The 26,755-nt window shown below is 49.7% G+C and carries 18 protein-coding genes and 4 pseudogenes; 12 read left to right on the top strand and 10 right to left on the bottom strand.

Translation table 11 applies throughout. The annotated features are described in order from the left end of the window. Window positions 1–69: 69 nt before the first annotated feature. The 3 genes and pseudogenes from glgB to BZJ18_RS13050 form a co-directional block, all read right to left on the bottom strand. Window positions 70–1,923, bottom strand: a pseudogene (gene glgB, locus BZJ18_RS13060) (1,4-alpha-glucan branching protein GlgB); the annotation flags it as partial. 168 nt (window positions 1,924–2,091) lie between these two features. Further along, the gene (malQ, locus tag BZJ18_RS13055; protein ID WP_077457370.1) at window positions 2,092–4,281 is read right to left on the bottom strand and encodes a 4-alpha-glucanotransferase; all 2,190 of its coding nucleotides are present in this window, start codon (window positions 4,279–4,281) and stop codon (window positions 2,092–2,094) included. A gap of 114 nt (window positions 4,282–4,395) precedes the next feature. Next, a complete protein-coding gene (locus tag BZJ18_RS13050) occupies window positions 4,396–6,846 on the bottom strand; it encodes a glycogen/starch/alpha-glucan phosphorylase (protein ID WP_077457390.1) in 2,451 nt (816 codons plus the stop codon). Between the two features lie 494 nt (window positions 6,847–7,340). On the opposite strand from BZJ18_RS13050, the gene malT reads away from it, so the two are divergent. From malT to BZJ18_RS13015, 7 genes are all read left to right on the top strand, one after another. After that, window positions 7,341–10,049 carry an HTH-type transcriptional regulator MalT gene (malT, locus tag BZJ18_RS13045; protein WP_077457368.1) on the top strand — a complete coding sequence of 903 codons (2,709 nt, stop codon included), beginning with the start codon at window positions 7,341–7,343 and terminating at the stop codon, window positions 10,047–10,049. 192 nt (window positions 10,050–10,241) lie between these two features. Next, window positions 10,242–13,139 carry a pullulanase-type alpha-1,6-glucosidase gene (gene pulA / locus BZJ18_RS13040; protein WP_077457366.1) on the top strand — a complete coding sequence of 966 codons (2,898 nt, stop codon included), beginning with the start codon at window positions 10,242–10,244 and terminating at the stop codon, window positions 13,137–13,139. A 100-nt stretch (window positions 13,140–13,239) separates the two neighbouring features. Then, window positions 13,240–14,169, top strand: a complete 930-nt coding sequence (locus BZJ18_RS13035) for a DUF368 domain-containing protein (protein ID WP_077457388.1) — start codon at window positions 13,240–13,242, stop codon at window positions 14,167–14,169. Between the two features lie 3 nt (window positions 14,170–14,172). Then, complete coding sequence (locus BZJ18_RS13030; RefSeq protein ID WP_077457364.1) at window positions 14,173–14,652, top strand: hypothetical protein; 480 nt, start codon at window positions 14,173–14,175, stop codon at window positions 14,650–14,652. Beyond that, the gene (locus tag BZJ18_RS13025; RefSeq protein ID WP_069590379.1) at window positions 14,649–15,239 is read left to right on the top strand and encodes an SCO family protein; all 591 of its coding nucleotides are present in this window, start codon (window positions 14,649–14,651) and stop codon (window positions 15,237–15,239) included. The genes BZJ18_RS13030 and BZJ18_RS13025 overlap by 4 nt, the downstream gene beginning before the upstream one ends. Continuing rightward, the gene (locus BZJ18_RS13020) at window positions 15,239–15,715 is read left to right on the top strand and encodes a copper chaperone PCu(A)C (RefSeq protein ID WP_077457362.1); all 477 of its coding nucleotides are present in this window, start codon (window positions 15,239–15,241) and stop codon (window positions 15,713–15,715) included. Before BZJ18_RS13025 ends, BZJ18_RS13020 begins: the two co-directional genes overlap by 1 nt. 185 nt (window positions 15,716–15,900) lie before the next feature. Next, complete coding sequence (locus BZJ18_RS13015) at window positions 15,901–16,125, top strand: LPP leucine zipper domain-containing protein (RefSeq protein ID WP_069590383.1); 225 nt, start codon at window positions 15,901–15,903, stop codon at window positions 16,123–16,125. Window positions 16,126–16,196: 71 nt separating this feature from the next. On the opposite strand, the gene BZJ18_RS13010 is transcribed toward BZJ18_RS13015, so the two are convergent. From BZJ18_RS13010 to BZJ18_RS17305, 3 genes are read right to left on the bottom strand one after another with little or no spacing between them, the layout of a single operon-like run. Then, on the bottom strand, window positions 16,197–17,207 hold the full coding sequence (locus tag BZJ18_RS13010; RefSeq protein WP_443216511.1) for a L,D-transpeptidase family protein: 1,011 nt from the start codon (window positions 17,205–17,207) through the stop codon (window positions 16,197–16,199). A gap of 22 nt (window positions 17,208–17,229) precedes the next feature. Beyond that, on the bottom strand, window positions 17,230–17,658 hold the full coding sequence (locus tag BZJ18_RS13005) for a hypothetical protein (protein ID WP_069591194.1): 429 nt from the start codon (window positions 17,656–17,658) through the stop codon (window positions 17,230–17,232). Window positions 17,659–17,702: 44 nt separating this feature from the next. After that, a complete protein-coding gene (locus tag BZJ18_RS17305; protein WP_157893160.1) occupies window positions 17,703–17,879 on the bottom strand; it encodes a hypothetical protein in 177 nt (58 codons plus the stop codon). Window positions 17,880–18,023: 144 nt separating this feature from the next. On the opposite strand from BZJ18_RS17305, the gene BZJ18_RS13000 reads away from it, so the two are divergent. Next, complete coding sequence (locus BZJ18_RS13000; RefSeq protein ID WP_077457360.1) at window positions 18,024–18,662, top strand: hypothetical protein; 639 nt, start codon at window positions 18,024–18,026, stop codon at window positions 18,660–18,662. Window positions 18,663–18,665: 3 nt separating this feature from the next. Here BZJ18_RS13000 and BZJ18_RS12995 read toward each other — a convergent pair whose 3' ends face one another. Further along, window positions 18,666–20,366, bottom strand: coding sequence for an SgrR family transcriptional regulator (locus tag BZJ18_RS12995; protein WP_077457358.1), 1,701 nt, complete (start codon window positions 20,364–20,366; stop codon window positions 18,666–18,668). A gap of 208 nt (window positions 20,367–20,574) precedes the next feature. Here BZJ18_RS12995 and BZJ18_RS12990 point away from each other — a divergent pair, with 208 nt between their 5' ends. Continuing rightward, on the top strand, window positions 20,575–21,090 hold the full coding sequence (locus BZJ18_RS12990) for a hypothetical protein (protein ID WP_077457356.1): 516 nt from the start codon (window positions 20,575–20,577) through the stop codon (window positions 21,088–21,090). Window positions 21,091–21,221: 131 nt separating this feature from the next. Continuing rightward, window positions 21,222–22,088: pseudogene (locus BZJ18_RS12985) on the top strand (IS5 family transposase). 20 nt (window positions 22,089–22,108) lie between these two features. Here BZJ18_RS12985 and BZJ18_RS12980 read toward each other — a convergent pair. Together BZJ18_RS12980 and BZJ18_RS12975 are read right to left on the bottom strand one after the other, a co-directional pair. Further along, window positions 22,109–22,567, bottom strand: a complete 459-nt coding sequence (locus tag BZJ18_RS12980) for a hypothetical protein (protein ID WP_077457354.1) — start codon at window positions 22,565–22,567, stop codon at window positions 22,109–22,111. Then, complete coding sequence (locus tag BZJ18_RS12975; RefSeq protein ID WP_131825289.1) at window positions 22,564–23,412, bottom strand: hypothetical protein; 849 nt, start codon at window positions 23,410–23,412, stop codon at window positions 22,564–22,566. The genes BZJ18_RS12980 and BZJ18_RS12975 overlap by 4 nt, the downstream gene beginning before the upstream one ends. A gap of 272 nt (window positions 23,413–23,684) precedes the next feature. Between BZJ18_RS12975 and BZJ18_RS12970 the strand changes: the two are divergent. Beyond that, a pseudogene (locus BZJ18_RS12970) lies at window positions 23,685–24,806 on the top strand (ISAs1 family transposase). A 136-nt stretch (window positions 24,807–24,942) separates the two neighbouring features. Further along, window positions 24,943–26,343 carry an RNA-binding domain-containing protein gene (locus tag BZJ18_RS12965; protein WP_077457350.1) on the top strand — a complete coding sequence of 467 codons (1,401 nt, stop codon included), beginning with the start codon at window positions 24,943–24,945 and terminating at the stop codon, window positions 26,341–26,343. Window positions 26,344–26,591: 248 nt separating this feature from the next. Here the strand turns inward: BZJ18_RS12965 and BZJ18_RS17110 are convergent. Then, window positions 26,592–26,755: pseudogene (locus BZJ18_RS17110) on the bottom strand (IS256 family transposase); the annotation flags it as partial.

Genomic DNA, 26,755 nt, shown 5'->3' with positions numbered 1-26,755 from the left:
ATTGACAGGCTCAAAAAAAGCGCCTCTCCGGGCGCTTTAGCTCAATTCATTGCCGATACAGACGATGTATCACCCCTCCCACCGATAGAACACGGTCGCTAATGGCGGTAACGTCAGTGATAATGATTGTGCTTGTCCATGAGCCGCAGTGTTTTGCGTATCGATCTCCGCGGGCAATGGATAGCTGCTCCCCCAGAATGCCGCATCGTCGGTATTCAGCAGCAGAGAATAATGTCCGGCATGGGGCATCCCCAAGATAAACGAGTCACGCGGTACCGGTGTAAAGTTACTGACCACCAGCACACGCTCCCCATCATCGCTGATCCGCTCATGGGCAATCACGCTCAACGCGTGGGCATCTTGTAAGCGCCACTCAAATCCAGCGGGATCGCAATCGAGCCGATAAAGCGCAGGCGTTGAGGTATACAAGTGATTGAGGGCCTTCACCAGCGACTTCACGCCCTGATGCCGTGGATATTCCAACCAATGCCACTCCAGTTGACCATCATGATCCCACTCGGCGGTTTGGCCAATTTCCGTACCCATAAAGTTCAGCTTTTTCCCAGGCTGACCGTACATGTACCCCAAATATGCGCGTAAATTTGCCGTTTGCTGCCACTCATCTCCCGGCATTTTGTTAAGTAGGGCGCCTTTGCCGTACACCACTTCGTCATGCGACAGTGAGAGTACATAGTTTTCACTGAAGGCGTATACCAACGGAAAGGTCAACGTGTCGTGATGATATTGGCGATGGATGGGCGCTTCACGAATATAGCTCAAGCTGTCATGCATCCAGCCCATGTTCCACTTAAAGCCAAACCCGAGTCCGCCTAAGTAGGTAGGCGCAGACACGCCGGGAAAAGCGGTAGACTCTTCGGCAATCGTCATCGCATTAGGGAAGCGTTGGTAAATGGCTTCATTCACCCATTTCAAGGTCGCAATCGCATCATAGTTTTCGCGCCCCCCATCGGGGTTCGGTAGCCATTGATCGTGCGAACGCGAGTAATCGAGGTAAAGCATCGACGCCACCGCATCGACGCGTAACCCATCAATATGGAAATAATCCAGCCAATACAACGCGTTGCTGACCAGAAAACGACGGACATGTTCTTTACCCATGTCGTAGATATGGCATTGCCAATCATTATGCCACCCGCGGCGCGGATCGGGGTCATGATAAAGCGGCGTGCCGTCGAAATAGGCTAAGCCATGATCGTCACTCGGAAAATGCCCGGGCACCCAGTCCAAGATCACGCCAATCCCTGCTTGGTGACACTGATCAACAAAATACTTAAAGTCATCCGGCGAGCCATAACGACTCGTCGGTGCAAACAAACCAACCGGTTGATAGCCCCAAGAGCCATAAAATGGATGCTCACTGACCGGCATCAACTCGACATGGGTATACCCCATTTCGACTAAATAGGGCACCAGTCGCACCGCCAACTCACGATAGCCCAGCGGATTTCCCGTCTCGTCATGCTGCCAAGAGCCGATATGTAACTCATAGAAAGACAAGGCTTGTTGGTGCTTGGCGGTAACAGGCCGAGCCTGCCAAGACGCATCTTGCCATTGGTAAGCCTGATGGTCGTAGGTTAACGACGCAAACGAAGGGTATTGCTCCGCATACGCACCGAACGGATCTGCCTTGTGAGGCAGTGAATGCCCATCGGGCCCGGTGAGCGCGTACTTGTAGCGACAATCCGCGCCCAAGCTAGGCACAAAGCCCACCCAGTAGCCGTCATCGAGTCGCGTCAGTGGATCAGCCTCTGAGTGCCAATGGTTCCAATCACCAATGACACTGACAGAGCGCGCGTTTGGGGCATAAACCAGAAAACGGACGCCTTTGATGGGCGTTCCGTTAACCGGAAGTGTCATTAGCTTGGCCCCCATCTGATGATAGGCCTGATGAGGATCGGATAGATGCGCAGCATTAAGCGCATAGTCGTCCGCAGCGATGGTGCCATGCGGCTTAGGATTAGTGGTGTCAGGCACGGTTGTCTCCTTATCAAAAAACGCCCTACCCCTGAGGTGTTGGCTGTCACCGAGGATAGAGCGTTAAAACGTGGCATCGTGGTTATAGCTCGTGAATCATGCGACCGACTGGCGGCTGGCGTGCTGTCGAACGCGGGTTAAATCACGCGCCAGTTGGTTCACTTCCTCTTTGCTAAATAAGGCATCGAGGTTCACCGAAAGCTTACGACGCCAGTTAGGATATTCATCGACCGTCCCCGGAATATTGACTGGCTTGTCCATTTCTAACCAATCTTCCAGCTGCACACTCAACAACGCAGACTGTCCTGCCGCTACATGCAACTGCAACGCACGGCTTAGGTAGCCATCCATTGGCACGTAACGCGCATCGTCACCGACACCTTCCGGTAACATGCCATGCCAACGCACACTGTCTAGAATGCCTTGTTTAGCTTTTAAACGGCCATCAAACAAGGCTTGCAACTGTGACTCGTCCGGATAAAGCCCCAACTCTTGTCCCATTTTCAAATCGTCGCAATGCCAAAAACCTCGGATGGTTGGCATATCATGGGTACACAAGGTAGCCATTGCTTGCTCCGCATAATGGGCAGGCGAGATAAAGCCACCATCGTCTTTCGAGGTTTCAAAGAAGAAGACCTTGTAAGAATGCACCCCCGCATCACGCAGTAAATCGACAATTTCATCGGGAACCGTACCAAGATCTTCACCAATTACACTGCACTGATGACGGTGCGACTCGAGTGCCAAAATCGCCAGCATGTCTTTAACGGGATAATAGAGGTACGCGCCTTCGGTGGCATTTTTCCCTTTTGGGATCCACCACAAACGGAGCAAACCCAACACATGATCGATACGCAGTGCGCCGCAGTGTTGCATGTTTGCGCGTAGCAGCTCGATAAATGCTTCATAGCCGGTTTCTTTCAACGCATGCGGGTCAAACGGCGGTAGTCCCCAGTTTTGACCTAATGGCCCCAGCACATCCGGTGGCGCACCGATACTCGCATCCAGCACCAATGGCGAATGATCGGACCACGTTTCGCTGCCCGCATCAGACACCCCAACCGCCAAATCGCGATACAAGCCCATCGCCATGCCTTTTTCTTCAGCCAGACGCTGTGCTTCTTCAATCTGTCCTTGTGCAATCCATTGTAAATACATATACAAGTGGACACTGTCTTGGTGCTGCTCAACAAAGGCCTGGGTCGCTGCACTTTCATAGCGTCGATACTTTTCGGGGAAGACTGGCCAGCCCCATATACTGTCATCATCCGCGCGCAAATGCTGATGCAATGCATCAAAGGTCGCTTGTTGCTTCAAGCTATCGCCTCCTTGCTCAACAAAGTCGAGAAAGGCACGGCCGCGGGCTGTGTCTTGGGTCAGGTGTCGCTGTTTAAACTCCTCGAAAAGCAAGGGTAAAACGGCCATCTTCAGTGCCGCGACTCCGCTGTAATCGACCCAATGCGTTTCGCGCACGGCCTGCAAACGACGCTGAAAGTCGGCACTGCCCACCAACTGCTGAGCCTTGGCACTTAATGCAAACTCCGACACGGCACTGACATCGATATAGAGTAAGTTCAACCAACGACGTGACGACGGGCTATAGGGGCTCGCTGCTTCTGGGTTGGCAGGAAATAACGCATGAATAGGGTTAAGCCCCACGAAATCTGCGCCACGCGACGCCAGATCACTGACCAACTGCTTCAGATCGCCAAAATCACCAATCCCCCAGTTATGCGGGGTACGCAGCGTATAAAGTTGAATACTCGGCCCCCACATTTTTTTGTGTTGGTCGAGTTCAGGCTGCATGTAGCAACGCGCGGGTGCCACAATTAACGTCATTTCATAGGGGGTTTTGCGGCGTTTTCTCATTACCGATAAACGATGATAACCCCAAGGTAAGGTGCAGGGTAGATTGAAGACCAACGGCCCACCTTGACGACGTTCATCACGCACAATTTGGGATTGCAGATAGCCTTCAAAACACTCACCTTGCTCGGTATCGATGCGCCAGCTAAAGTCACTCTCTCTGGCACTGGTGCCTAAATGCAATGCGACCTCGAGCGGTTCATCGTCGCGAGTGACTTGAACTGGCGACAAAACGCCTTCTTTGTGTTTTTTCTCTGCTGAGGCCAGTAGCGTTTCATCGTTACGGGTGTCATAGCCAAGTGACGTCAACAAATCGTATAAGGTGCTGTCAGGCACAGAGGCTTCAGTGCCCCATGCACTGATGTAGCGGTCGGCTAAATTTGCCATTTGTGCGACTGTTTTAAGTGCAGGTTGTTTCATCGCATTCTCCGAGGGGTCCGCCCCCTTCTTTTATCGGCCATTGCAGTTATTGTTATTGTGGGTGGCACCCTATGTCGTGCCACCCATTTAGCATGTCAGCTTGGTATCAAAGGCTTAGCGTTTTACCGCTTTCAGTTGCCAAATGTTAGCGACATAGTCTCGAATTGAGCGGTCAGAGCTAAATTTGCCCACCAGCGCGGTGTTCAAAATTGCTTTGTGTGCCCACAGCGTTGAGTCACGATAATCGCTATCAATTTGATTATGAGCACGCACATAATCGGCAAAATCCGCTAAGCACAAATACGGGTCGCCACTGGCCATCACACTATCGAATACCGGACGGAGTAATCCTGGGTGTCCCGGCGTGAAGGTGTCATCCAACAGACTATCAAGCGACGCTTTTAAAAGCGGCTGTTGATGGTATTCGTGATCAGGGTGATAACCTTTCTCACGCAATGCATTCACGCCTTCCACGTCGAGGCCGAAGATATAGATATTGTCATCACCCACTTCCTCACGAATTTCCACGTTCGCGCCATCCATGGTCCCGATAGTCAATGCACCATTAAGCGCCATCTTCATATTGCCGGTGCCCGACGCTTCTTTGCCGGCCATCGAAATTTGTTCAGACACATCGGCAGCAGGAATAATGATTTCAGCCATGCTGACTCGGTAGTCAGGGATAAAGACCACTTTAAGCTTGTCACCGACTCGTGGATCGTTATTGATCGTCTCTGCCACCTTATTAATCGCAAAAATGATCGATTTGGCGAGCGCATAGCCCGGCGCGGCTTTGGCAGCAAAGAACACCACACGAGGCGTCATATCGAAATTCGGCTCATGGATCAGACGGTGATACAGAGAAATCACATGTAACAAGTTCAGATGTWGACGCTTGTACTCATGAAGACGTTTGATTTGAACATCAAAGATGGCGTCAGTGTTTAGCGTGATGTCTAGATGGGTTTTTACCCAATCAGCAAGACGCTGCTTGTTGCGCTTTTTCACTGCCATAAAGGCTTTTTGGAACGCTTTGTCATCAGCATACTGGGCAATTTGCTCCAGTTGCTCGAGATGAGCCGGCCATTGGTCGCCAATTTTTTCACTGATAAGGGCAGAGAGAGCCGGGTTACAGAACTTCAACCAACGACGTGGCGTGATCCCGTTGGTCACGTTTTGGATACGGCCCGGATAAAGCGCATCAAATTCAGGGAAGAGATCGCGTTTTACCAACTCAGAGTGCAACGCCGCCACACCATTGACCGCGTACGAGCCAATCACACACAGGTTTGCCATGCGCACCATGCGCTCGCCCTGATCGTCAATCACAGACAGCACTTGCTGTTTGCGGACATCGCCTGGCCATTTCGCAGCAACGTCTTGCAAGAAGCGGTGGTTGATTTCAAAAATGATTTCCATGTGACGCGGCAGCAAGTTCGCCATTAACGACTCGCTCCACGTCTCCAGCGCTTCTGGAAGCAAGGTATGGTTGGTGTAAGCAAACGTCTGGCTGGAGATAGACCAAGCGTCATCCCAGCTCAAATGGTGCTCATCCAACAGCACTCGCATCAGCTCAGGAATGGCGATAGTCGGGTGAGTATCATTCAACTGAATGGTTTCATAATCTGGAAGAGCAGCCAGTGGGTGGCCAGCATCTAAATGGCGACGAAGAATATCCCCAACAGAGGCCGCACTGTGGAAGTATTGCTGCATCAAACGCAACGTTTTACCCGCATCATGATTATCGTTCGGGTAAAGCACTTTGGTCAGGCTGCCTGCATCAATTGCGGCTTGTTGCGCACGGGTATAGTCACCATCATTGAAGGCATCGAGCGCAAATGGCGTCAGTGCTCGACCTTCCCATAAGCGAAGTGGATAAACCGTATTACTTTGATAGCCCACGATAGGCAGATCCCAAGGCATCGCTTGAATATGAAGGCTAGGAACCCATTCACGGCGCGTGTGGCCGTTTTCTTCAATCACCGCCACATGGCCATAAAAGCCAACCGTTTGGGCAAGGTCAGGACGAACCACTTCCCACGGATAGCCTTCTGGCTCACGCCACGCATCCGGTGCTTCTTGTTGGGCGCCATCTTTGAAGGATTGACGGAACAGACCATATTCATAGTGCAAGCCATAGCCGACCGCTGGATACTGTTGGGCTGCGAGCGAGTCCATAAAACACGCGGCCAAGCGCCCCAAACCACCATTGCCCAACGAAGGATCACGCTCTTGCTCAAGCAAATCGGTCAGGCCAAACCCAAACTCGCTGACCACAGCCGCAATTTCATTGTAAAGCCCCATGCTGATCAGGTTGTTGCCCGTTAAACGGCCAATCAAAAACTCTAAGGATAAGTAGTTCACACTCTTCGCTTGTTTGATGGCTAAATCGTTTTCTGTCGCAACCAGATCACTGGTGGTGTGTTCGGCCAGCGCACGGCCTAAGGCGAGATACCAATCGCGCATCTCTGCGGTTTCAGGGGTGCGACCAAGCTGCGTCAAATGTTGGGTCATACTGGCTTTAAAAGCGCTTTTATCAAATGCGTGTTGCTGTTTAGGCGTCATGTCATCGCTCTCGTAATGGAAGAAAATCTCGATGACAGCCATCCTGCCCAAGCCTGTCGATGCAAACATCCTCCCGAGACAGGAGGAGGAAAGGAGGAGTTGTCAGGGCGTAGAGAGCCACATCACAAGCTGTGAGTGAGCTTGCTCTCATCAATGGAGGAGTTTCGTGATATTGAGGTGATTAAAATCACAATTTGAGGGAACACTGACCAAAATACGGCTGTGAAAAAAGAACAATCCCTTTTGTTAATTTTGTGCGCTAACGCAAATTGTGGGGGCATTCATCGTCTCTGGCGTGTAACACCTTCCATATTCCGTATCCTAACCAATAAAATTAGTGACTTTAATCACAATTGAAAGGCGTAGCTGCACCAAAATAGAGCAATTGCACCATTATCAGCGCTGGATCATAGTTTGTGACAGACCAGTTACATACACTTGCGTACAAGGATAAACGCGGCAAAGCCGCACTCGCTGTAAAGGACCTTCTCGCTATGTGGATCCCGTCAAAACTTACCCGTCCCGGCCGTCTCTACAATGCCATCTTGCGCCCGCGTGTATTGGATATCCTCCAACAAGCGCCACATTACAAATTGGTGTTGTTCCGCTCGCCGGCAGGTTACGGCAAAACCACCATGGCCGCACAATGGCTCGCCGATCAAAATCATGTCGGCTGGTTCAGCATTGATGACAGCGACAACGACAGCTTCCGCTTTATCAACTACTTGTTGCAAGCATTAAATAAAGCGACCCACGATGGGTGCCCCAATACCGTTAAGCTAGCAGAAAAACGCCAGTTCTCATCCCTGCGTGCGCTGCTCTCCGATGTTTTCGCTGAGCTGGCTGGGTTACAGTCCACCTGTTATCTGGTATTAGATGACTACCAATTGATCGACAATGAAGATATTCATGAAGCAATGCGCTTTTTTATTAAGCACATGCCCGATAGCCTGACTTTGGTGGTGACCTCGCGCGCGAATCCGCCGCTAGGGACAGCAAATTTGCGGGTTCGCGATCTGATGATCGAGATCGGCAATGAACTGCTTGCATTTGATAATGAAGAGACCACCCGCTTTTTTAATCAACGTGTCGCCGATGGTGTCGACGAAACTACCGCAAGCACCCTCTGTGCCTACGTCGAGGGCTGGCCATCTGCCCTACAGTTAATTGCGATTCAGGCTCAGCATCAAAAACGGACCCTGATGCAAAGTGCCGCCTCCTGCGCGAGTTTTAACCATGCCCACCTGTGGGATTATTTGGTCGAAGAAGTGTTCGATCTGCTGGACAGTGAAACCCGTCAGTTTTTAATGCAAGTTTCCGTGCTGGAAATGTTTAATGACGAGCTGGTCTTTGCGCTGACTGAGCGCGAGGACGCGCTCGGCATGCTCGAGTCGCTAAATCGCTACGGTTTATTCATCTATCCGTTGGAAGGAGACAATAACTGGTTCCGCTTCCACCATTTATTCGCAGAGTTTCTCGCCCATGAGCGTCAAGCACGGATCCCTCAACAGCAACAACACTTAAACCGGCAGGCAGCATTGGCTTGGCTAAAGCTGAATACGCCCCATCAAGCATTGCGCCACGCCCGCTACGCCGAAGACGATACCTTGATGGCGGATATCCTCAATCAGCACGGTTGGCGTATGTTTAATCGTGGAGAGCTCTCGACCCTAGAGGCGGCTATCGGCCAAATCAGTAATCAGTTGCTATTCACCTACCCCAWCTTAGGTCTGCTACGCGCGTGGTTAGCGCAGAGTCAACACAGATATCATGAAGTCGGCGAACTTCTCGCAGAAGCAGAGCAAGCCTACCAAAAACGTAATATCACGCTTGATATTGATTATCAGGGAAATGCCAACGCGTTACTGGCCCAAGTTGCCATCAATCGCAACGATCCTGACCAAGCGATGACGCTGGCCGAGCTGGCACTTAGCCAACTCGATAGCGCGAACTATCGCGGTCGCATTGTCGCCACATCCGTGGTGGGAGAAGTAAATCACGTGGTTGGGCAGCTTGATCGCGCCCTGTCTATGATGCAGCAAACCGAGAAGCTCGCGCGCCAGCATCAAGTGTACCACCAAGCGTTATGGGCGATTTTACAACAAAGCGAAATTTTGCTCGCACAAGGCTACGTGCAAGCTGCATTCGAATTGTTGGATAGCGCCGATAAATTGATTGAAGATCAGCAGCTCCACCAAGTCCCTTTGCATGAATTTGCGCTGCGCTTGCGGGCACAAATTCTATGGTGCTGGCATCGATTGGATGAAGCCGAAGTCTGTGCGCATAAAGGACTTCGCGTGCTGGAAACGCAGCCGCCGAGCAAACACTTGCACAGTTATTCCATGCTGGCTCGCGTCGCGATTAGCCGTGGTGAGCTCGATAAAGCTTCAAAGTATATCGACCATATCGAACACCTTCTTCGTGAATCGGTTTACCACGTAGACTGGACCGCCAATGCCTCGCTGTCACTGCTCTTATACTGGCAAGCCAAACATGAGCTCACCAATATCGATGAATGGCTCCATCAAGCCGTGCGTCCCGACACTGCCTGCAACCATTTTTGCCAACTGCAATGGCGAAATATTGCCCGTGCGTACTTACAACTGGGACATCATGACAAAGCCCGCGAGGCGTTGGCCTTCTTACGTAAAGAAGCCGACCGCGCATGCCTAGTCACGGATAAAAACCGCAACCTGATTGTGGAAGCCGTACTCGCCAGCCGAGAGCAGGAAGAAGAATATGCGAAAACCTTACTGCAAGAGGCACTCACGCTAACCAACCAGACCGGCATGGTGGGTAACTTCTTAATCGAAGGCGAGGCTATTGCGCCCTTATTGCACCAATTGCTTCAACAGCAAGCACTCGGGGCATTAGAGCGTCATCGCGCTCAGCAATTGCTGAAAGAAATTGCCAGTCATCAGCGCAGCCGCGCCGTTCACTTTGATGAGGATTTCGTCGAAAAATTGGTGAAACACCCCAACGTCCCCGAGTTGGTACGCACCAGCTCGCTCACGCAACGCGAGTGGCAAGTCCTTGGGCTCATTTATTCGGGCTTGAGCAATGAACAAATTGCTCAAGAGCTTGATGTCGCCGGTACCACCATCAAAACCCATATCCGTAACCTTTACCAAAAGCTGAATATTGCAAACCGCAAAGAAGCGATTGTCACTGCAGAAAATCTACTACAACTGATGGGAAGTTAACGGATGAAGCCTACGCCTTTGGCTGTTCGCTAAGGGCGTAGACGCTGATTATTCTCCGCCTACCTTTCGTGATACGTTATTGAATTATTGAAATATTTTCTTATTCATAAGTTGATTYATAACGCGATCACAGTTGGTACAYTTCACCTTTCAGTAAGCTTGGCCTCCCTACAAAACATAAAGGTCAACCTGATGAATCATCTGTTAAATAAACATCCTCTTGCACTGCCTTTTACGATTGCCTCGGCGATTGTATTAACAGGCTGTCCGTTAAATGACGATAACCCTGACGTCGATACCAACCCAACCGCCAGTGTTCGTGATGCGGGCACCAGCGATGCCAGTGTGCTATTTGCTGACGCCGATACCCTGCTCACTCATCAAACCAACGCCACCTCGCTCACCTTGTATTACTCCGCTGATGGCACGATGCGCTATAACCCGGACACACAACAGGTGGAAAACGCCACCGCGAGTGTCGAATCCACCCTTGCCACGCGTGATCATTGGCAGACATCGTTTCCCCATTTGCAAGGTAACGTCAAAGGGTTCGATTTTGACTTTGTTGACGCTGATATTGCGCTGAAGCAATGGCTTAAAGGGCAGCTTCTCGCTATCGCCAAAGACGGTGATACCGTATTAACCGCAACCGATGTGCAACCGGCCCGCGCGCTCGATGCCTTGTACGCCGAACACGCCGAAAAACTTAACTTTGGTGCCATCCCTGACGCTGGACACACTGAATTTCGTTTATGGGCTCCCACCGCACAGCAAGTCTCGCTAGTGCCCTATCAATCGGCGAGCGAACAAAACGCGCCCAAACAGCGCCTAACGCCCATTAAAATGGACTTCGACGCCGAGTCAGGAAGCTGGCATATTGCCACCACGGCGCTGAATCATGGCGACTATTACCGTTATCAACTGTCGGTCTATCACCCTGCTACGCATCGTATCGAGCGTCTCGAAGTTACGGATCCTTACTCACATAGCTTGTCGACCAACTCCAGCTATTCACAAGTGGTCGATCTGAATGCGCCTGCGCTTAAACCCAGTGGTTGGGATACGCTGAGTGCGCCTCACTCGCAGCAAAATCCCGCCAACAGCGTGATTTATGAGGCGCACGTGCGTGATTTTTCCGCGCTCGATCAATCCACTCCCCAAAATCTGCGCGGCAAGTACCTTGCTTTTACCCAAAACACCACTGAGCCAGTCAAACACTTAACCGCGCTTGCGCAATCTGGGGTTACTCACTTGCACCTGCTCCCCGTGTTTGATATTGCCTCCATCAACGAAGACACGGCGCAGCGTATCGATTTAACCGACCGCTTCTCCACGCTATGTGACAAAGTCCCTTCACTGAAAGATACCCCAAGGCTGGCCAGTGAGTGCGACAACAATCAAACCATCCAAGCGGCCTTAACGGATTTAGCCACCCAAGACAGTGCTGACACCCCCTATGTGCAAACGGTAATGGCGGCGATGCGTCAGTACGACAGCTTTAACTGGGGTTACGATCCTTTCCATTACACCGTGCCCGAAGGCAGTTATGCGACCGACCCTGAAGGCACCGCGCGAATCCTCGAGTTTCGTAAAATGATCATGGCGATTAAACAGAATATCGGCATGAATGTGGTGATGGACGTGGTCTACAACCACACCCACCAAGCAGGATTAGGGCCTTATTCTGTGCTCGATAAAGTCGTGCCTTGGTATTATCAGCGCCTTAACCCCGTCACCGGGGACGTTGAGCAATCCACTTGCTGTTCCAATACCGCGCCTGAGCATCGCATGTTTGCCAAGCTGATCGATGACTCGATTGCCACTTGGGTGAAAGACTACAAAATCGATGCCTTCCGTTGGGACTTGATGGGGCACCATCCGCTGGCCCAGATCGAGCACACACTTGCCGTTGCCCGCGCCATCAACCCAGATGTGTATTTCTATGGTGAAGGTTGGAACTTCGGTGAAGTCGCCAACGATCGCCAGTTTGTCCAAGCCACCCAAGCAAATCTTGCAGGCACCGGTATTGGCTCATTCTCTGACCGACTTCGTGATGCGGTTCGTGGCGGCGGTCCGTTCGATGGCGGCGAGTACCTGCGCAAAAACCAAGGCTTTGGTAATGGTCAATGGGTCGCCCCCAATGATTTGCAACAGCAAAACAGCGGGGAAAGAGCCAGTGCCCTGCATAATGCCGACCTAGTTCGTTTGGGTATGGCGGGTAACTTAAAAGATTTTCAGTTGCAGATTGCCAATGGTGACGTCGTGCGCGGGGACGAAGTCGATTACAACGGTCAACCGGCTGGCTACGCGCAAGATGCTTGGGAGATTCAAAACTATGTCTCCAAGCACGACAACCAAACCTTGTGGGATAACAATCAATACAAATTCCCTTACGCCATGCCACTTGCGACACGCGTCCGCGCCCAAGCCGTGTCACTCTCCACTGCCCTGCTGGGACAAGGGGTGCCTTTTATTCACATGGGCAGCGAGCTACTTCGTTCAAAATCCATGCAGCGTGACTCGTACGATTCGGGCGATTGGTATAACCGCGTCGACTTTGCCCAACAAACCACGCAGTGGGATCAAGGGCTGCCGCGTGAAGATAAAGACGGCTACAACTGGCTGATGATTGAAACCGTGATTGCCAACCACAACAGCGAGGCCAAACCAACACCACAGGCAATCAGCAACATGGACAGCTACTTTAATGAGCTGGTGGCGCTGCGTGCGTCGTCAGGGCTGTTCCACTTAGGCCAAGGCAGCGTGATTAACCAACGTGTCAGTTTTCACAACACCGGCGCCTCACAAATCCCGGGGCTGATTGTGATGCTTCTTGATAACAGTGGCAGTCTGCACGACAGCACAATTGATGCAACGCGTGACGGCATTATCGTCGCGATCAATGCCTCAGGCACGGCGGTCAATGACTTTACCAACATCGACGCCACCGACTATCAGCTTCACAGCTTGCAAACCAATGCGGGCAACAGCTCGATCGCATATAACCAACAGGCCGCTCACGTAACCAACGGCACACTCACCATCCCCGCGTGGTCCGTCGCCATATTCGAGAAACCTCACCAACCTTAACCCTCATTGGGGGAGTGCAGCTCCCCCTTATAATTACCCCTACCCCACAGGATGAATGTCGGTATAATGCGCGTCTCAGCTTTTATCGATGAATAGCATTATGATCAAGAACCTGGTCTCAACTTACCTTAAAGGCATGGCGATGGGCGCTGCGGATGTGGTTCCTGGTGTCTCTGGCGGTACGATCGCATTTATTACCGGTATCTACACGCAGTTGCTTGAGAGTATTCGGCGTATCACGCCGCGCCTTTTTACACTATGGCGCCAAGAAGGTTTCAACGCGGTCTGGCAACATGTTAACGGCACCTTTCTTTGTGTACTCTTAGCCGGCATTCTGACCAGCATTGCCAGTTTGGCAAAAGGGATCAGTTGGATGCTCACTCATCATCCCATTCCGCTTTGGTCGTTTTTCTTTGGCCTTATCATTGCCTCGGCCTTTCACATGGCCAAGCAATTACCAACGCCTAAGTTCACCGTTAAAACCCTTATCGCCGGTGCGCTAGGGATTGGGTTTGCTTATTGGATTACCGTCGCCAGCCCACTTCATTTGACCGCAAGCCCGGCGACAGTGTTTCTCTCCGGCGCGATTGCCATATGCGCAATGATCCTGCCCGGTATCTCCGGTAGCTTTATTTTGCTTTTACTTGGCATGTACAGCCCTATTTTGAGTGCAGTTCATCAAGCGCAATTTGGCTTATTGGGATTATTCGCTGTTGGCGCGGTAACCGGCTTACTGACGTTTTCGCACCTATTGTCATGGCTGCTACGCCGCTATTATGCGCTGACCCTCGCGTTTCTGACCGGCCTGATGTTAGGTACCTTGGGTAAGATTTGGCCTTGGAAACATACCTTCACTTGGCGCACGAACTCATCCGGTGAACAAGTGCCTCTGGTGCAAGATAACCTCTTGCCCGGCGCCTACGAGGCCGTGGTGGGACATCCGGCACAAGTTGGCCTTGCGGTGATTGCCATGATAGCGGGCTTTGTGTTGGTATTGCTGTTGGAGCGCTTTGCCCCCAGTCAGGACTAAATCATGGACTCTTCTCTCACCGACTCACGTAGTGGTCATCGCCTGCTGACGATTGCAGGCATTGTCGCAGTATTTGCGCTCGCATTCAGCGCACCGACATGGCTAAACACTCTTGCCGATTGGATTGAGGGAGGCCCAACGGCCTCTCTTAACTATTGCTCATTAAACCAACAAACCTGCCATTATCAAGGCTATCAAGCCAGTTTATCGGACCCGACCGTCCACCCCATGCACGCTAACACGCTGATCTTCACAACATCACAGCCTCTTAATAGCGAAACCCTATTAGTTAAGCTAAAAGGTGTTGAGATGAACATGGGAGAATATCGCTTAGTGCTGAATCAAATAGACGAAACGCACTATCGCGGCGATTTGATGCTTCCAGTCTGTACTGAGCAGACCATGACGTGGGCAGGAACCATTACGGTACCGGATCAAGGTCAAACACAATTTCCGATCAAAGTGACCATGGAGCGACCATGAGCAAAAAAGCATGGCTAGTGGCATTATTTGCGGTTTGTTTGGGGTTAGGCGCACGCGCTTACTATGACAGTTATCAAGTGAAGCAACAGCAAGCACAGGCTGGCGCCTTACAATCAGATGGGCAACCCTTCAACCTTTTCAATGAAGCCGATCCTCGGCCCCGAATTGTTTATTTTGGTTACACACACTGCCCAGATGTGTGCCCCACCTCGCTGGCGGTATTATCGGCGGCGCTCAAGTCACTGCCGCAATCGACACAAGATGCGGTGTCACCTGTCTTTATTACACTGGATCCAAAACGGGATACCAGTGAAAAGGCGGCCGAATATGCCCATTTCTTTCATCCGGCCATCACAGGTGTGAGTGGCAGTAACGAACAAATTGATCAATTGGCGAAGCGATACGGCGTTTTGTATCAAATTACCGAGCTTGAAGACTCCGCCATGGATTATGCCGTTGACCATAGCTCATACTTTTATTTTCTTTCTCCGAACGGTGAGCTGTTAGAAAAGGTGCCCCACACCTTGAACCCTCAAATGATCACCGCCGCTATTTCTCGAGTGACTGACACCAATAAGGAACCATAATGTCGTTTTTTCGCCTTTTTATCTCAGCCATTGCACTTTTCACTGCATCTTTCAGCCATGCTCATGGTGAGTTTTTTATCCATGACGCCTATGCGCGCGCCAGTGCACCGGGCGCCCCTAATAGTGCCGCCTTTATGGTGTTAGACAATCAAAGTGATGTGCTTAAACGTGTTGTTAGTGCCCAAACTCCTGCGGCAAAACGCGTTGAGCTACACGAGCACGCCATGGCAGATGGCATGATGAAAATGCGTCAAATCCCACAAATTCTGGTGCCCAGCGGCGAACAAGTTGTCCTTCAGCCGGGCGGCTTGCATGTTATGTTGTTCGACTTGGTGAAACCTCTCAAAGTGGGCGAACATATTTCCCTGACCCTAACCACTGCTGATGGCCATTCACTGACCAAGCAAATTCCAGTGAAATCTGTCATGGGAGGCATGCAGCACCATAGCGATGAAGGAAATCATCACCACCAATAGCGTTTAACACGTCTTAATGGATGAGTCACACAGCGCGTTAAATGTTAACTGTGTCAAGGTATGGCCGCCAAGTTGAGGATTCAGCAGCAAAATCTCCTATCACCGTCTATGGTAAAAGGTAGTCGCGCTTGCGCGTGACCCTTTTGACGTGATTGCTATCTCCAACAACAATAGCGAGGTTCTCTATGAAAATCCGTCCAATGGCGCTAGCAGCAATAGCTTCAACCGTGTTGCTCGTCGGCTGTACTAGCAACACTGCACTACAACAAAGTGTTGATGATTTATCCGCGAAAGTCGATGCGCTGTCTAACGACGTTTCCATGATGAAAAATGACTCTCAAATGGCGTATGACGAAGCAAAACGCGCCAACGAACGCATTGATAACATGGCGCAGTCTTATACAAAATAAGGCAAGATTGAAAGATAAAAACGGCGCCTTCGCGCCGTTTTTTGTTTATCCGTGATTACCTCATTCTGTCACTAAGGGGTATCCGCTCTCACCAGATCAGACGCGTTTGTCAGGCCTTGCTCATTGAGAGAATGCCACGCCTTTAACTGCAACGGGCTCAGCTCCGCCACTTCAATTGGCACCCCTTGTTGCACCGCCAGTGCGGCACGATAACGTCGCGTGGAAATATCCATTCGCTCAAGTTTGGCAATAATCGCCGGATCGGGGGGCAGGAGAATACGTTGCTGGGTTTCTTTCTCCGTACGCGACAGTGGACGATGAGCTTCCACCATAATTCGTCCATCTGGTTCAATGCTGACCTTGGTTGCCGTATCAATGATCCGCACGGACGTGTTGACATCCACCGCCTCAAAAAGCCAAGCCACATCATCAGGCCGCAACCGGATACAGCCGGCACTGACGCGTAAACCAATACCAAATGACTTATTCGTACCATGAATTAAATACTCGCCATTCCCATAGCCGAGCCGCAGTGCATGGCGCCCTAACGGGTTATCGGGACCAGCAGGAACCACATCTGGTAACACAATATTGCGTGTCCGCTTATATTCCTCTCGAATACTTTGCGGCGGCGTCCACGTCGGGTTTTGGCGCTTTTGGCTGACGTAAGTTTGCATCACGGGCGTCTCACGGCCAATTCGTCCGATGCCAATCGGAAAAATATGAACCCGCCGCTCTTCCTCCGTCGCGTCATTATTCCCTTGAGGCTTGGGCGGATAATAATAGAGCCTGAGCTCCGCCAAGTTAATCACAATCCCTTCGTAGGGCGTGTCGGGCAACAGATGCTGCTGGGGGAGCTTGATCAGTGTACCGGGCTCTGGCAAGTACGGATCTACGCCGGGGTTTAGCGTCAATAATGCTAAAAAGCCGATATCATACTGTTTTGCAATGGCTTCAAGATGCTCGCCTTCTTGCACCTCGTGCATGGAGGCATAGCCGACAAGCCGACTGCCATCCAAAGGTAACGGATAGCTCACCGCCCATGCAGGGGAAACGCTCAGCCCCCAACCGATGGCAAGCAACCAAAGCGCATGATAGAACCGCTTAAAAATACATCCTTGCGCCGGCTGCGCCTTCAAATTCAATATCGCCTTTCTCCTCCCAGTACCATGTGGTACCGGCTTCCGCAAACAACTCTACATCACCGGTGCCTACGGGAAGTGTCACCCCTAGCCCAGCTCTCGGTCCCCACTGATGGGTAGAATCGTCCACCCACTGACCACCAGCATAGATATACATGGGCGCATATTCCATCCGGCCTAGCCATTCCCCTAAATTCCACGTCCCGTCGATCGCAATCCCAAACTTATCGATCCCAGCTTGAATTTTAAATTGGTCTTGCTTGATGGTCACACCGGACATCGGCGACCCCAGAAAAACGCCGGCCGCCAAGCCATCAGCTGCCCGAGCCGGAAAAGAAATCGAAGCGGCAAGTAAACATGCCGAACCACATAGCCAAGCTATTGTTTTCATTATCATCCATCGAGTTCATGTCACAGAGATACCTAGCACTGCAATTACCGTTCCAATTTATAAGCTTCAATGCGCCCGAAACCGGTCATACTTCGACCAACATTGGTGTACTCATCATGGCTTTTGCCTTTTATCGGGTAAACATAGAGGCAAATCTCTGCCGCCACTATCAAGCCGACGCCTGCATTGCCGATATCTCTTTTAGTGGCAGAACTAGACATACTTCGCCCAATCATACCGACTTGTGATGAGAAAGTGCGCACAGAGTGGCGTTTCTCTCTGATTTATTGGGCGATTTGGGTGATATAATGCATACTTTATGACGTGCGATAAATCAGTCGTGTTTTGGTAGGAGTGGCTCGTTTTTGTTAGATGATCTCGTCTCGCTCGCGCTTCGACAATTTCAACAAGATTGCGTCAAGCTTTGCGAACATCATTACCCCACGGTGCATAACCGCGGGATGCGTGACCCACACATGGGTAAAGCACTGGCACGTCGTTTAATGCGCGTGTTGGAAGCGCACGACCGCCCCGCTCAGTTTCACTTGCTTGATGACAGTCGTCCCCACAGCCAAACCGTTTATCAATTGCAACTAGATGGCGCCGCGGTTTACATTCTTGCCCACCGTCTACTCAGTGGTAATTTGGCCTGTCGTGATGCACTGGTGCGCGATGTCGCATGGTTGCTCAACCACGGTATTACCAATCCGGCCGAGCCCGGGCGAGTGATCATTGTCAGCGACCACTGGATAGATAGAACCAATGCCAGCAAAGCGATTCCTTCTTGGTGGCTAGGCCATCAACCGATTCATGCCGACTCATACCGCGCGCAAGGGATTAAACTGACCAGTGCGACCACCAGCCTCGCCGAGACCATCGAACCATTGGGGCTGACCGACGGACGCTATCGCATTTTCCACCCTTTGTTTCGTAAAAAAGATGGTCTGCCGTTGCATAAGTACCTACTACTCACTGCCACCTTTCCGCTCGGTGTCGAAGAATAACCCTTACTCGCTTGGCTTGTACCACACCGATTGGAAATCGAACCAACCGACTGCGTTCGATGCCACATCTTGCAAGTCTGGCGTGGCAACCACACCCGTCCAGATATGAAATAACGGCACCACCTGCTGGGCAACCAGCTCACGCGCCAAGGCTTCAGCGCAATCTGGCTTAGCCTGCTCACGCCAACGGGTAGTGTAATAGGTAACCTTATTTAGCAACTCGTCGGTGAACGCATGCAAGAAAAGATCGTGATTACCCAACCAATTAAATAATCCTTCTTCCCCGCGGATCCCAAAACTGATCGCCCCTAACCAGATGTCGATTTTTCGGCTGTATTTCCCGCCAAAATACGCATCTGGCGACAGCGCCATGGTTTCCACTTGAATGCCTTCTTCGGCCAAATGCGCTTCAATGGCAGTTGCGATCAGCGGATAAAGAGGATGGTCCGCCAAATAAGCCACACTCAATCGCGTCGGGCCCGGTAGCTCTGGCATCGATACCGGCTGGGTGTGATGGATCCAACCGGGCATCAAACCATAAGCATTAAACAAGCGGTACTCACCCATCCCGTTCGCGGCTAAACGCGGCAGCAATTGCAAGGAAGACAACTTGGCATGCAAGTAAGCACGCCAGCGTGCACTTTTCGCCAATCCATCACGACAATTGAGCATCAAGTACCCTGCCCCTTGGTCCATTTCAAGCTTTTGGCTTAACGCAGCTGGCGGCTTAACCGCATAGTCCGGCATACGATCCGTACTCGGAGTGAGATAACACATGGCCGCTTCATCAAACACCATCAACTGGATTTCATCCGTTAACGCGCGATAGCCAAAGTAATCATCAAATGCTTGGAGCACCAAGCGGTGATCCTGACGCTCAGCCACACGATAGGGGCCCGTGCCAATTGGCTGATCTGCAAACCCTTTTTGCTGATCGCAATCGGCAGGTAAAATGACCGCTTCAGGTAAAGTTAACGCATGATCAAAACGCGGGTCGGGTGACGAGAGCGTTATATCAATGATCCGTGCGGCAGGTGATGTCACTTTAGCGATGTGGGCAAAAAACCGCCGAGACGATAGCGCAGACAAACTCGCCACCACATCGTCTTCACGCATCATACGGCCATCATGAAACCGCACGCCGGGGCGCAGATAAAAGCGCCAATGGGTATGGCTAAGCGCCTCCCAATGGTGAGCTAAATCCGCACAGACTTGCTTATTACCCTCTTGGTATTTCACCAGCCCGTTAAAAATCTGCCCCACCAAGTGCTCTTCAGAACGGCGCAAGGGGGTACGCGGATCAAGGCTTTCAAGCTGACGATAATACGGCAAGCGTACAATCTGGCGACCATTTAAGGTGCTCGGCCCCAATTGCTTTTGGATCAACGCCGCAAGCTTGGTCGAATCGTTATCCAAACAGGCGAGTGCTTGGTCCATTTTGCCCTGTGCTAACCAATGGGCCGCTTGCTCGTCACGCAGGGCTGACTCGGTACGCAAAAACGTCAGCCGTGACAATTTGCCTCGCCCAACGGATGGCGCCCACGTCAGCCAATGCTGCTCCTCCAACTTATTCAGGACCATCCGCGCGTTACGCCGTGTACACACCAAAATATCGGCAATCGCCTGTAACGTGGTATCCGAATCTTCCCCGTTAAAGTGATGATAAAGACGGGTAAATTGTGCGCGTAGCCGCTGTCCAGACATAAAAGGGGAACCTAAAGGCAGTATCAGTCATTATTGATACTTCCTATTTTACGCGACAACGGACAGTCCGTCTGCCCAGTTTGAACGCAATCAGATCGAGGCTGTGATCTCTGGCAGGCTTTATTTTCGCGTGCTGTAGCGCAGCGATTGTTATTTCTGCTCACTCCGCTATGATGCCTGTTGATTGTTGTTATCGCATGTGGTGTTTATGGACGCGTCTGAAATTATTTCCCATTTTGAAGTCAAGCAACGTTGGATGGCCTGCCATGTTAAACAAGCCCAATATCCAACCGCTGAGAGCTTGGCCGGTTTCGAGCGCTACCATGCCGAAGAGACGTTACCCACTCCTGCGACTCGGCCATCTGCCCCAGCCCACGCACCCTTGACACTTTATTGGGTCGATAACCATCCATTGATGCTGCAATACGCCAAGCTACAAGCGGCACAGTGGCCGGACGATGCCCGCCCCGACATGCTTGCTTACTTCGCGCAGCTTGCCCTGCATGATGGCGTAGAAATTGCCGAAGCTACAGTCTCTTTGTGCATTGGCACCCAACACGGCGAAACCTGCGCCGCCGCCATGCGGGTAGATACCCAAGAAAACGGCCAGCCAATCAGCGGTATTTATGATCTGATAGCCCCCACTGACGACGCCCGCGCACAACTTCTACGCGCAATGATGGAGGCGACTGACGACAACCGCCAATGGGTAATTGCTGGATAAATCGGCGTTGTTTCCTAAATCATTGAACTAATCATCCAAGCCGCGATCAGATCATCAAAACCTCAAATAGGTCTCAGATGTTGAGCAAAGCCAAGTACAAAATCAGCAATAGGACGCAATAAAATCAAGCATTGATTAGCCGTGGTTCGATTACCTTTTGGGTTGATGACGCCGCTATCCAGACTTGTCACTGCAAAGAGCATCATGGCAAACGAGGCAGAGGCTTTACGTTTACCGATGGTGCCATTGAAACAGCACTGATGGTTAAAGGCATTTTTAAGCTCCCTCTTCGCGCCCTTCAAGGCTTTCTCGACTCGATATTTGGCTTGATGGACGTACCGCTAAAATCGCCGTCATACAGTTGTATCAGTAAACGGGCGAAGACGGTTGAAGTTAACTACCGATTACCCAGTCGTGGGCCAGTTGCTCACGTTTTCATTGATGCCACCGATTTAAAAGTGTTCGGCGAGGGAGAATGGAAAATGCGCAAACATGGCAAGGAAAAACGCCGTGTTTGGCGCAAGCTGCATCTCGCGATTGACGACAGTACACATGAAGTGATTTCTGCCGTCGTTAGCTTAGCGTCTGTCGGCGACAATTAAGCCCTACCGACGCTGCTCAACCCGTTACGCCGAAACATCACCTAAGTCAGTGCTGACGGCGCTTATGATACAAAAGCCTATCATCAAGTGCTCAAGAAAAAAGGCATCAAACCGACCATTCCACCACGCAGCAATGCGGGTTACTGGGAGGATGGCTACCCTCGCAATGCAGTCGTCAGCGCCTTGAAATGGAGTAACTTAGATAGACTGGAAGCAAGAAGAGGGTTATCACCAACGCTCTCTGTCAGAAACAGGCATGTCCCGATACAAAACGTTAATCAGTCTTCTGCTGACTCTACGCAATAACGATGCCCAAGTTGGCGAATAATCGGCCAACGTGAAAGCAATAACAAAGTCATAAGACTTGGTATGCCTGTCAGTTACCAAGTTGATTGATGGGAGCCATCCCATTGGGATCAGTGCGTTAGGTGACTGATTTGATCAACAACGCCTATCGAGACTGCTTGCCTCGATAAGTAGTTTTGTGTGGCTTGTTTAGCAGCGTTGTATTTGCCATGAACGTTCGCGCCAAGCTTTCTTGCTAGATGCTCAAATGCACTATCTATCTCAGTTGGCTGAATAGAAATTTCAACTTCGCTATTAATCATTAACTTAGATATCTTAATTTTGTATACTCGTCCTGTTTTCTCTCCAACCTCGAATACTAAATTGTTAAGTTCAGGTTCTGTCACTTCTATGTGGTTTTCGTTCACTGGGATGTACTTGAACTCCAAGGCAACAAAGTTTCCCGAGTCCAGCGGTCTGATTGCCTCTGGAACATCGTAAGGAGAGAGATAAAGGCTATATCTCTGTTTTCTTTCAGAGCTACTCGCTTCAAAAAGAAAACTGCTGAGTTTCTGCCATCCTTTTTTCATAGTTCCTCCAAGAGGATCGATAGTACTGGTGTAAGCTTAGTCATTGCTGTTTGAATTTGGTTAAAATCTATACCATTGGCACTTTGGCTGTCAATTACCACCACTCCCCAGTTTTCTCCCATTACTTTGAGCGGGAAAGCCGCGAATGACCTAGCAGGGGGCTTGTCGTTCTCTATATATTTGTTTATTAAATGGTTTGGAGTCTCTGTGTCTTTACAGTACTTGTTTTTTTGTTGATCACTACTCGTACTCTTAATACATGGTAGACTATCTATAGTAGCCATGCAGTCTGTTCCCCATGCTTTCCCTGCAAACCCCTCACAATTTGGCCCATCATCTGGTGCCCAAAATACGGTTTTTGCACGTTTGCTTGAGTGTCCAGACCTCACTACTGGTACTAACCAACCACTACGAGGATTGCGTTCTAGAGACCAAGGAAAATGCTTGTACGTCCAGTTTCTTCTATTAAAGAGTATGCCCCAGTAGCTCTTTTTGTATTGAAATACTGTAACCCTGTGGTTGTCATTATAGTCGTCTTCACTATCAACACACACCCAGTCACGAAAAACGTCCAGCTTTTTCTCGATACTTCTCAGAATTACTACTGGTGTTGTATATCGTTTTATAGTAGCGGGGACCACCATCAAAATAATGGCGCTCAGTATTAGAAAAGGTGCCCAGTCTTTCACAAAGATGAACAATTCTCTGACCAATGTGGGCCAGTTACTCAGGGCATTTCTTTCGAGCTGAACTATTGAGCCAACCATCAGCGACATTGTAGACCCTACATATGTTGCAAAGCGAAGTCGTTTTTCGTTCTTTTTTCTTGTTCTATAATTTGCCACGTTCTCCTCCCGTTTTTAATATACAACCAGAGGCATTGATTAGAAGATAAGCCCTACAAAACTTTGAGTCTTATCACGCGGTTTTCTTTTTCAGTTTGTTGTGTAATTTTTGAAAAAGATGCATGCAAACCTACTAACTCACGCGACTACCTAAAAGGCTGCGAGCTCAGGGCAAGATCGCGAACGTCTTTTGACCAAAAAAGTATCGGTTTGACGATCATCTTTTGCTGTGATCATATAGGCCGATTCTAAAATAGTTCGGGATAGATACCGTGGATATCGATACATTTAAAGACTACTTCAGCGCCGTTGATGATCATCGCCAGAATGCCAAGATAATCTACCCGCTATTCGACCTGCTTTTTGCTTCATTGTGCGCGGTGATTGCGGGGTCGAAAGGATGGTACAAGATTCGAGAATACATCCTAGGGCACCATGAGTGATTTAAGCGTAACGGTATGTTTAAAAACGGTATTCCTGCCGACGATACTATCGCTCGTGCCATCTCCACGATTGAACCGAGCGCCTTTCAAGCCTGCTTTATCGATTGGATGAAAGCCGTCCATCAAATGACGGATGGCCAGGTGGTCGCGATCGACGGCAAAACCCTAAAAGGCTCTTACAACCGTGAAGATAGAAGCAGTACGATCCACATGGTCAGTGCGTATGCCAGTGAAAATCATCTGGTGCTCGGTCAGCTCAAGACAGACGAAAAAAGCAATGAAGTCAGTGCTATTCCCAAGTTAATCCGTCTGCTCGACTTACGTGGTGCGCTAGTCACCATCGATTCCATGGCCTGCCAAACGACGATTGCCAAGACGATTCTTGAGCAGGGTGGTGATTACTTATTAGCGGTGAAACAAAATCAAGGCAAGTTAGCGAACGCGATCACCGCGGCATTCAGTGAGCAGCGCCGAATCTTCAATGACGATGTTGTGTTTGAACATGGCCACGGCCGTACTGAGTCGCGCCAGTGCTATGTAATTGATAAAGAATGCTTATCCGGCGACTTTACTCGTTGGCCATCACTACAAAGCCTTGTCATGGTTGAGTCTTTGCGTGTTGAAAAAGGGCGTCCGATGTCGCTGGAGTATCGCTACTATATCAGCTCAAAATCACTGACTGCCGATGAGACAAGCCGTGCTATACGCTCGCATTGGGGCATTGAAGCTATGCACTGGGTGTTAGATGTCAATATGGTTGAAGACGCCTGCCAGATTTATAAAGACAATGGCGCAGCGAACGTAGCCTGTCTGCGACACATGGCCTCAAACATGGTGCGGGCAGAGCCAACCAAGATCAGTTTGGTATCCAAACAGAAGCGTTGTCTCATGAATACCAGCTTCTTAGAAAAGATTTTAGCGGCAGGCATACCGGCGATGGTTGAAAAATAAACACTCATGCGCTCGCCGTGTTCCTACCTCCACATGTGCCATTTAACACTTTAAGTATGAAACTATTGACTGATAAATATGCTGAACAATAGGATTCAGTTTACTTTTTGTTTTTATAGTAAAAGGGGCAAAGGAATTGAAAATCGTAGAACTACAAGGAGATGAAGCACTTTATTATTGTACGAAAGATGAAGATCATTTCTTTGACCGCAAGGCATTTGGTTTGAAAGGAAACAAACTCCAAAAAATAGCAGTTGCATTCGCTAACGCCGATGGTGGAGAGGTTGTTATTGGTATTGCCGATGAAAAGCATGAACCAACACCTGAAAAGCGATGGCAAGGTAGAGAAACGACGGAAGAATTCAACTCTTTAATACAAGCTCTCAGCGAGCTTGTTCCTTCTGTAGACTTTCGATTTGATTTTTTAACGCGAGTCAATGAATCTAGAAACTATGTATTACGTTTAAAGATAAATAAAGGTTTAGCTGTTCATGAAACTGCTGATAAGAAGATATATGTTAGAGTCGGAGCTCAATCTCAACCAGTAACTGCCCCTGTTAAAATTCTTGAGTTAACACATGCAAAGGGGATCAAATCAGAAGAAGACTCCCTCATACATGAATGTAGAATAGAAGAACTAGATGAAAGTAATGAGCTTCAAAGATTTTTATCTGATCTACCACTACGAGCTCCGGAACCTATCAGTTTTCTCTCTAAAGAAAAACTAATCACGCCTGAATGGGTTCCTACTGTGGCTTCAATACTGTTATTCCATGAAAACCCATCAGTTGCCCTTCCTAAACAATGTGCTATTAAAGTCGTACGCTACGATACTGCGGATGACGATATAGATAGAGATGCCCTTACGGACGACAATGCTTCTATTGAAGGAGCGTTATACCAACAGATCAATGATGCATATGATGTGATTAGCGAATTTTTAACTAAAAATAAAGTATGGAAAATTGAAGGATTAGTGGAGACAAAATACCCTAAAGAAACAATATGGGAGATCCTCGTCAACACTGTCTTACACAGAGATTACTCCATTTCAGATCACGTACATGTGAGTATCTTTAATAACCGTATCGAATTTAAAAGCCCAGGGCGATTCGCAGGCTTTGTCACTGCTGATAACATACTAGAGAACCGCTTTTCTAGAAACTCCAAACTAGTTCGAATATTATCGAAATATAAGGACTCCCCAAATAAAGATTTGGGCGAAGGCATCAATACTGCAATCCAGAGAATGAAGGAATTAGGATTGAAAGAGCCTGAGATAATTGAAGACGGAAATTACGTAAAAATTATCCTCAGACATAGTCTTAATCAAGAACCTGAAAAGCTTATACTCCAGTTTCTGGAAAAGCATGGCGAGATTAGTAATAGGCAAACTAGAGATTTATTAGGAATAGATAATTCTGAAAAAGTCACTTATCAATTTGGGCGACTAAGAGACAAAAAGTTGATCAAAAGAAAAGACTCGTCAACAGGCGTTCATGTGAGATGGATTTTAGCAGAGCCAAACCAAAAATAGCTATGCGTCACACAACTAAACAGGTTGTTTAGCAATTGTGCAAGAACCTCTTGCACAATTGAGTCCGATAGCTTGTTTCCAAAATAAACCATCATGATGGCTTCATACGTCCTAAACACGTCTTGGGGCAAAAGCAGTTTAAGCAACCTATAGCTTGCTACTAGTTACCCGCTTGAGATAAGGGAAAAACAGCCAGGCTGAAGGCCTGACTATTTGGAGGGTGTTCATAGTTCTGTGTCACCCGGCGTTTAAAGATCTACGTAGTCGTCGAGCCGTCCTTCGAAGTGGATGCTCAATTGGGACAATGTCAGGTTCCAATTCTGCACCGGATGCGTCCACTTCTCTGACGCCTTCAACATACCTGCATACAGCAACTTGAGCAATGCGTTCTCGTTGGCAAAGCCACCCTTGG

Source organism: Salinivibrio sp. IB872, from assembly GCF_001995345.1.
Taxonomy (GTDB): domain Bacteria; phylum Pseudomonadota; class Gammaproteobacteria; order Enterobacterales; family Vibrionaceae; genus Salinivibrio; species Salinivibrio proteolyticus.
Note: the sequence above shows the minus strand (reverse complement) of the source record. Positions and strands in the feature narration are given on the sequence as shown.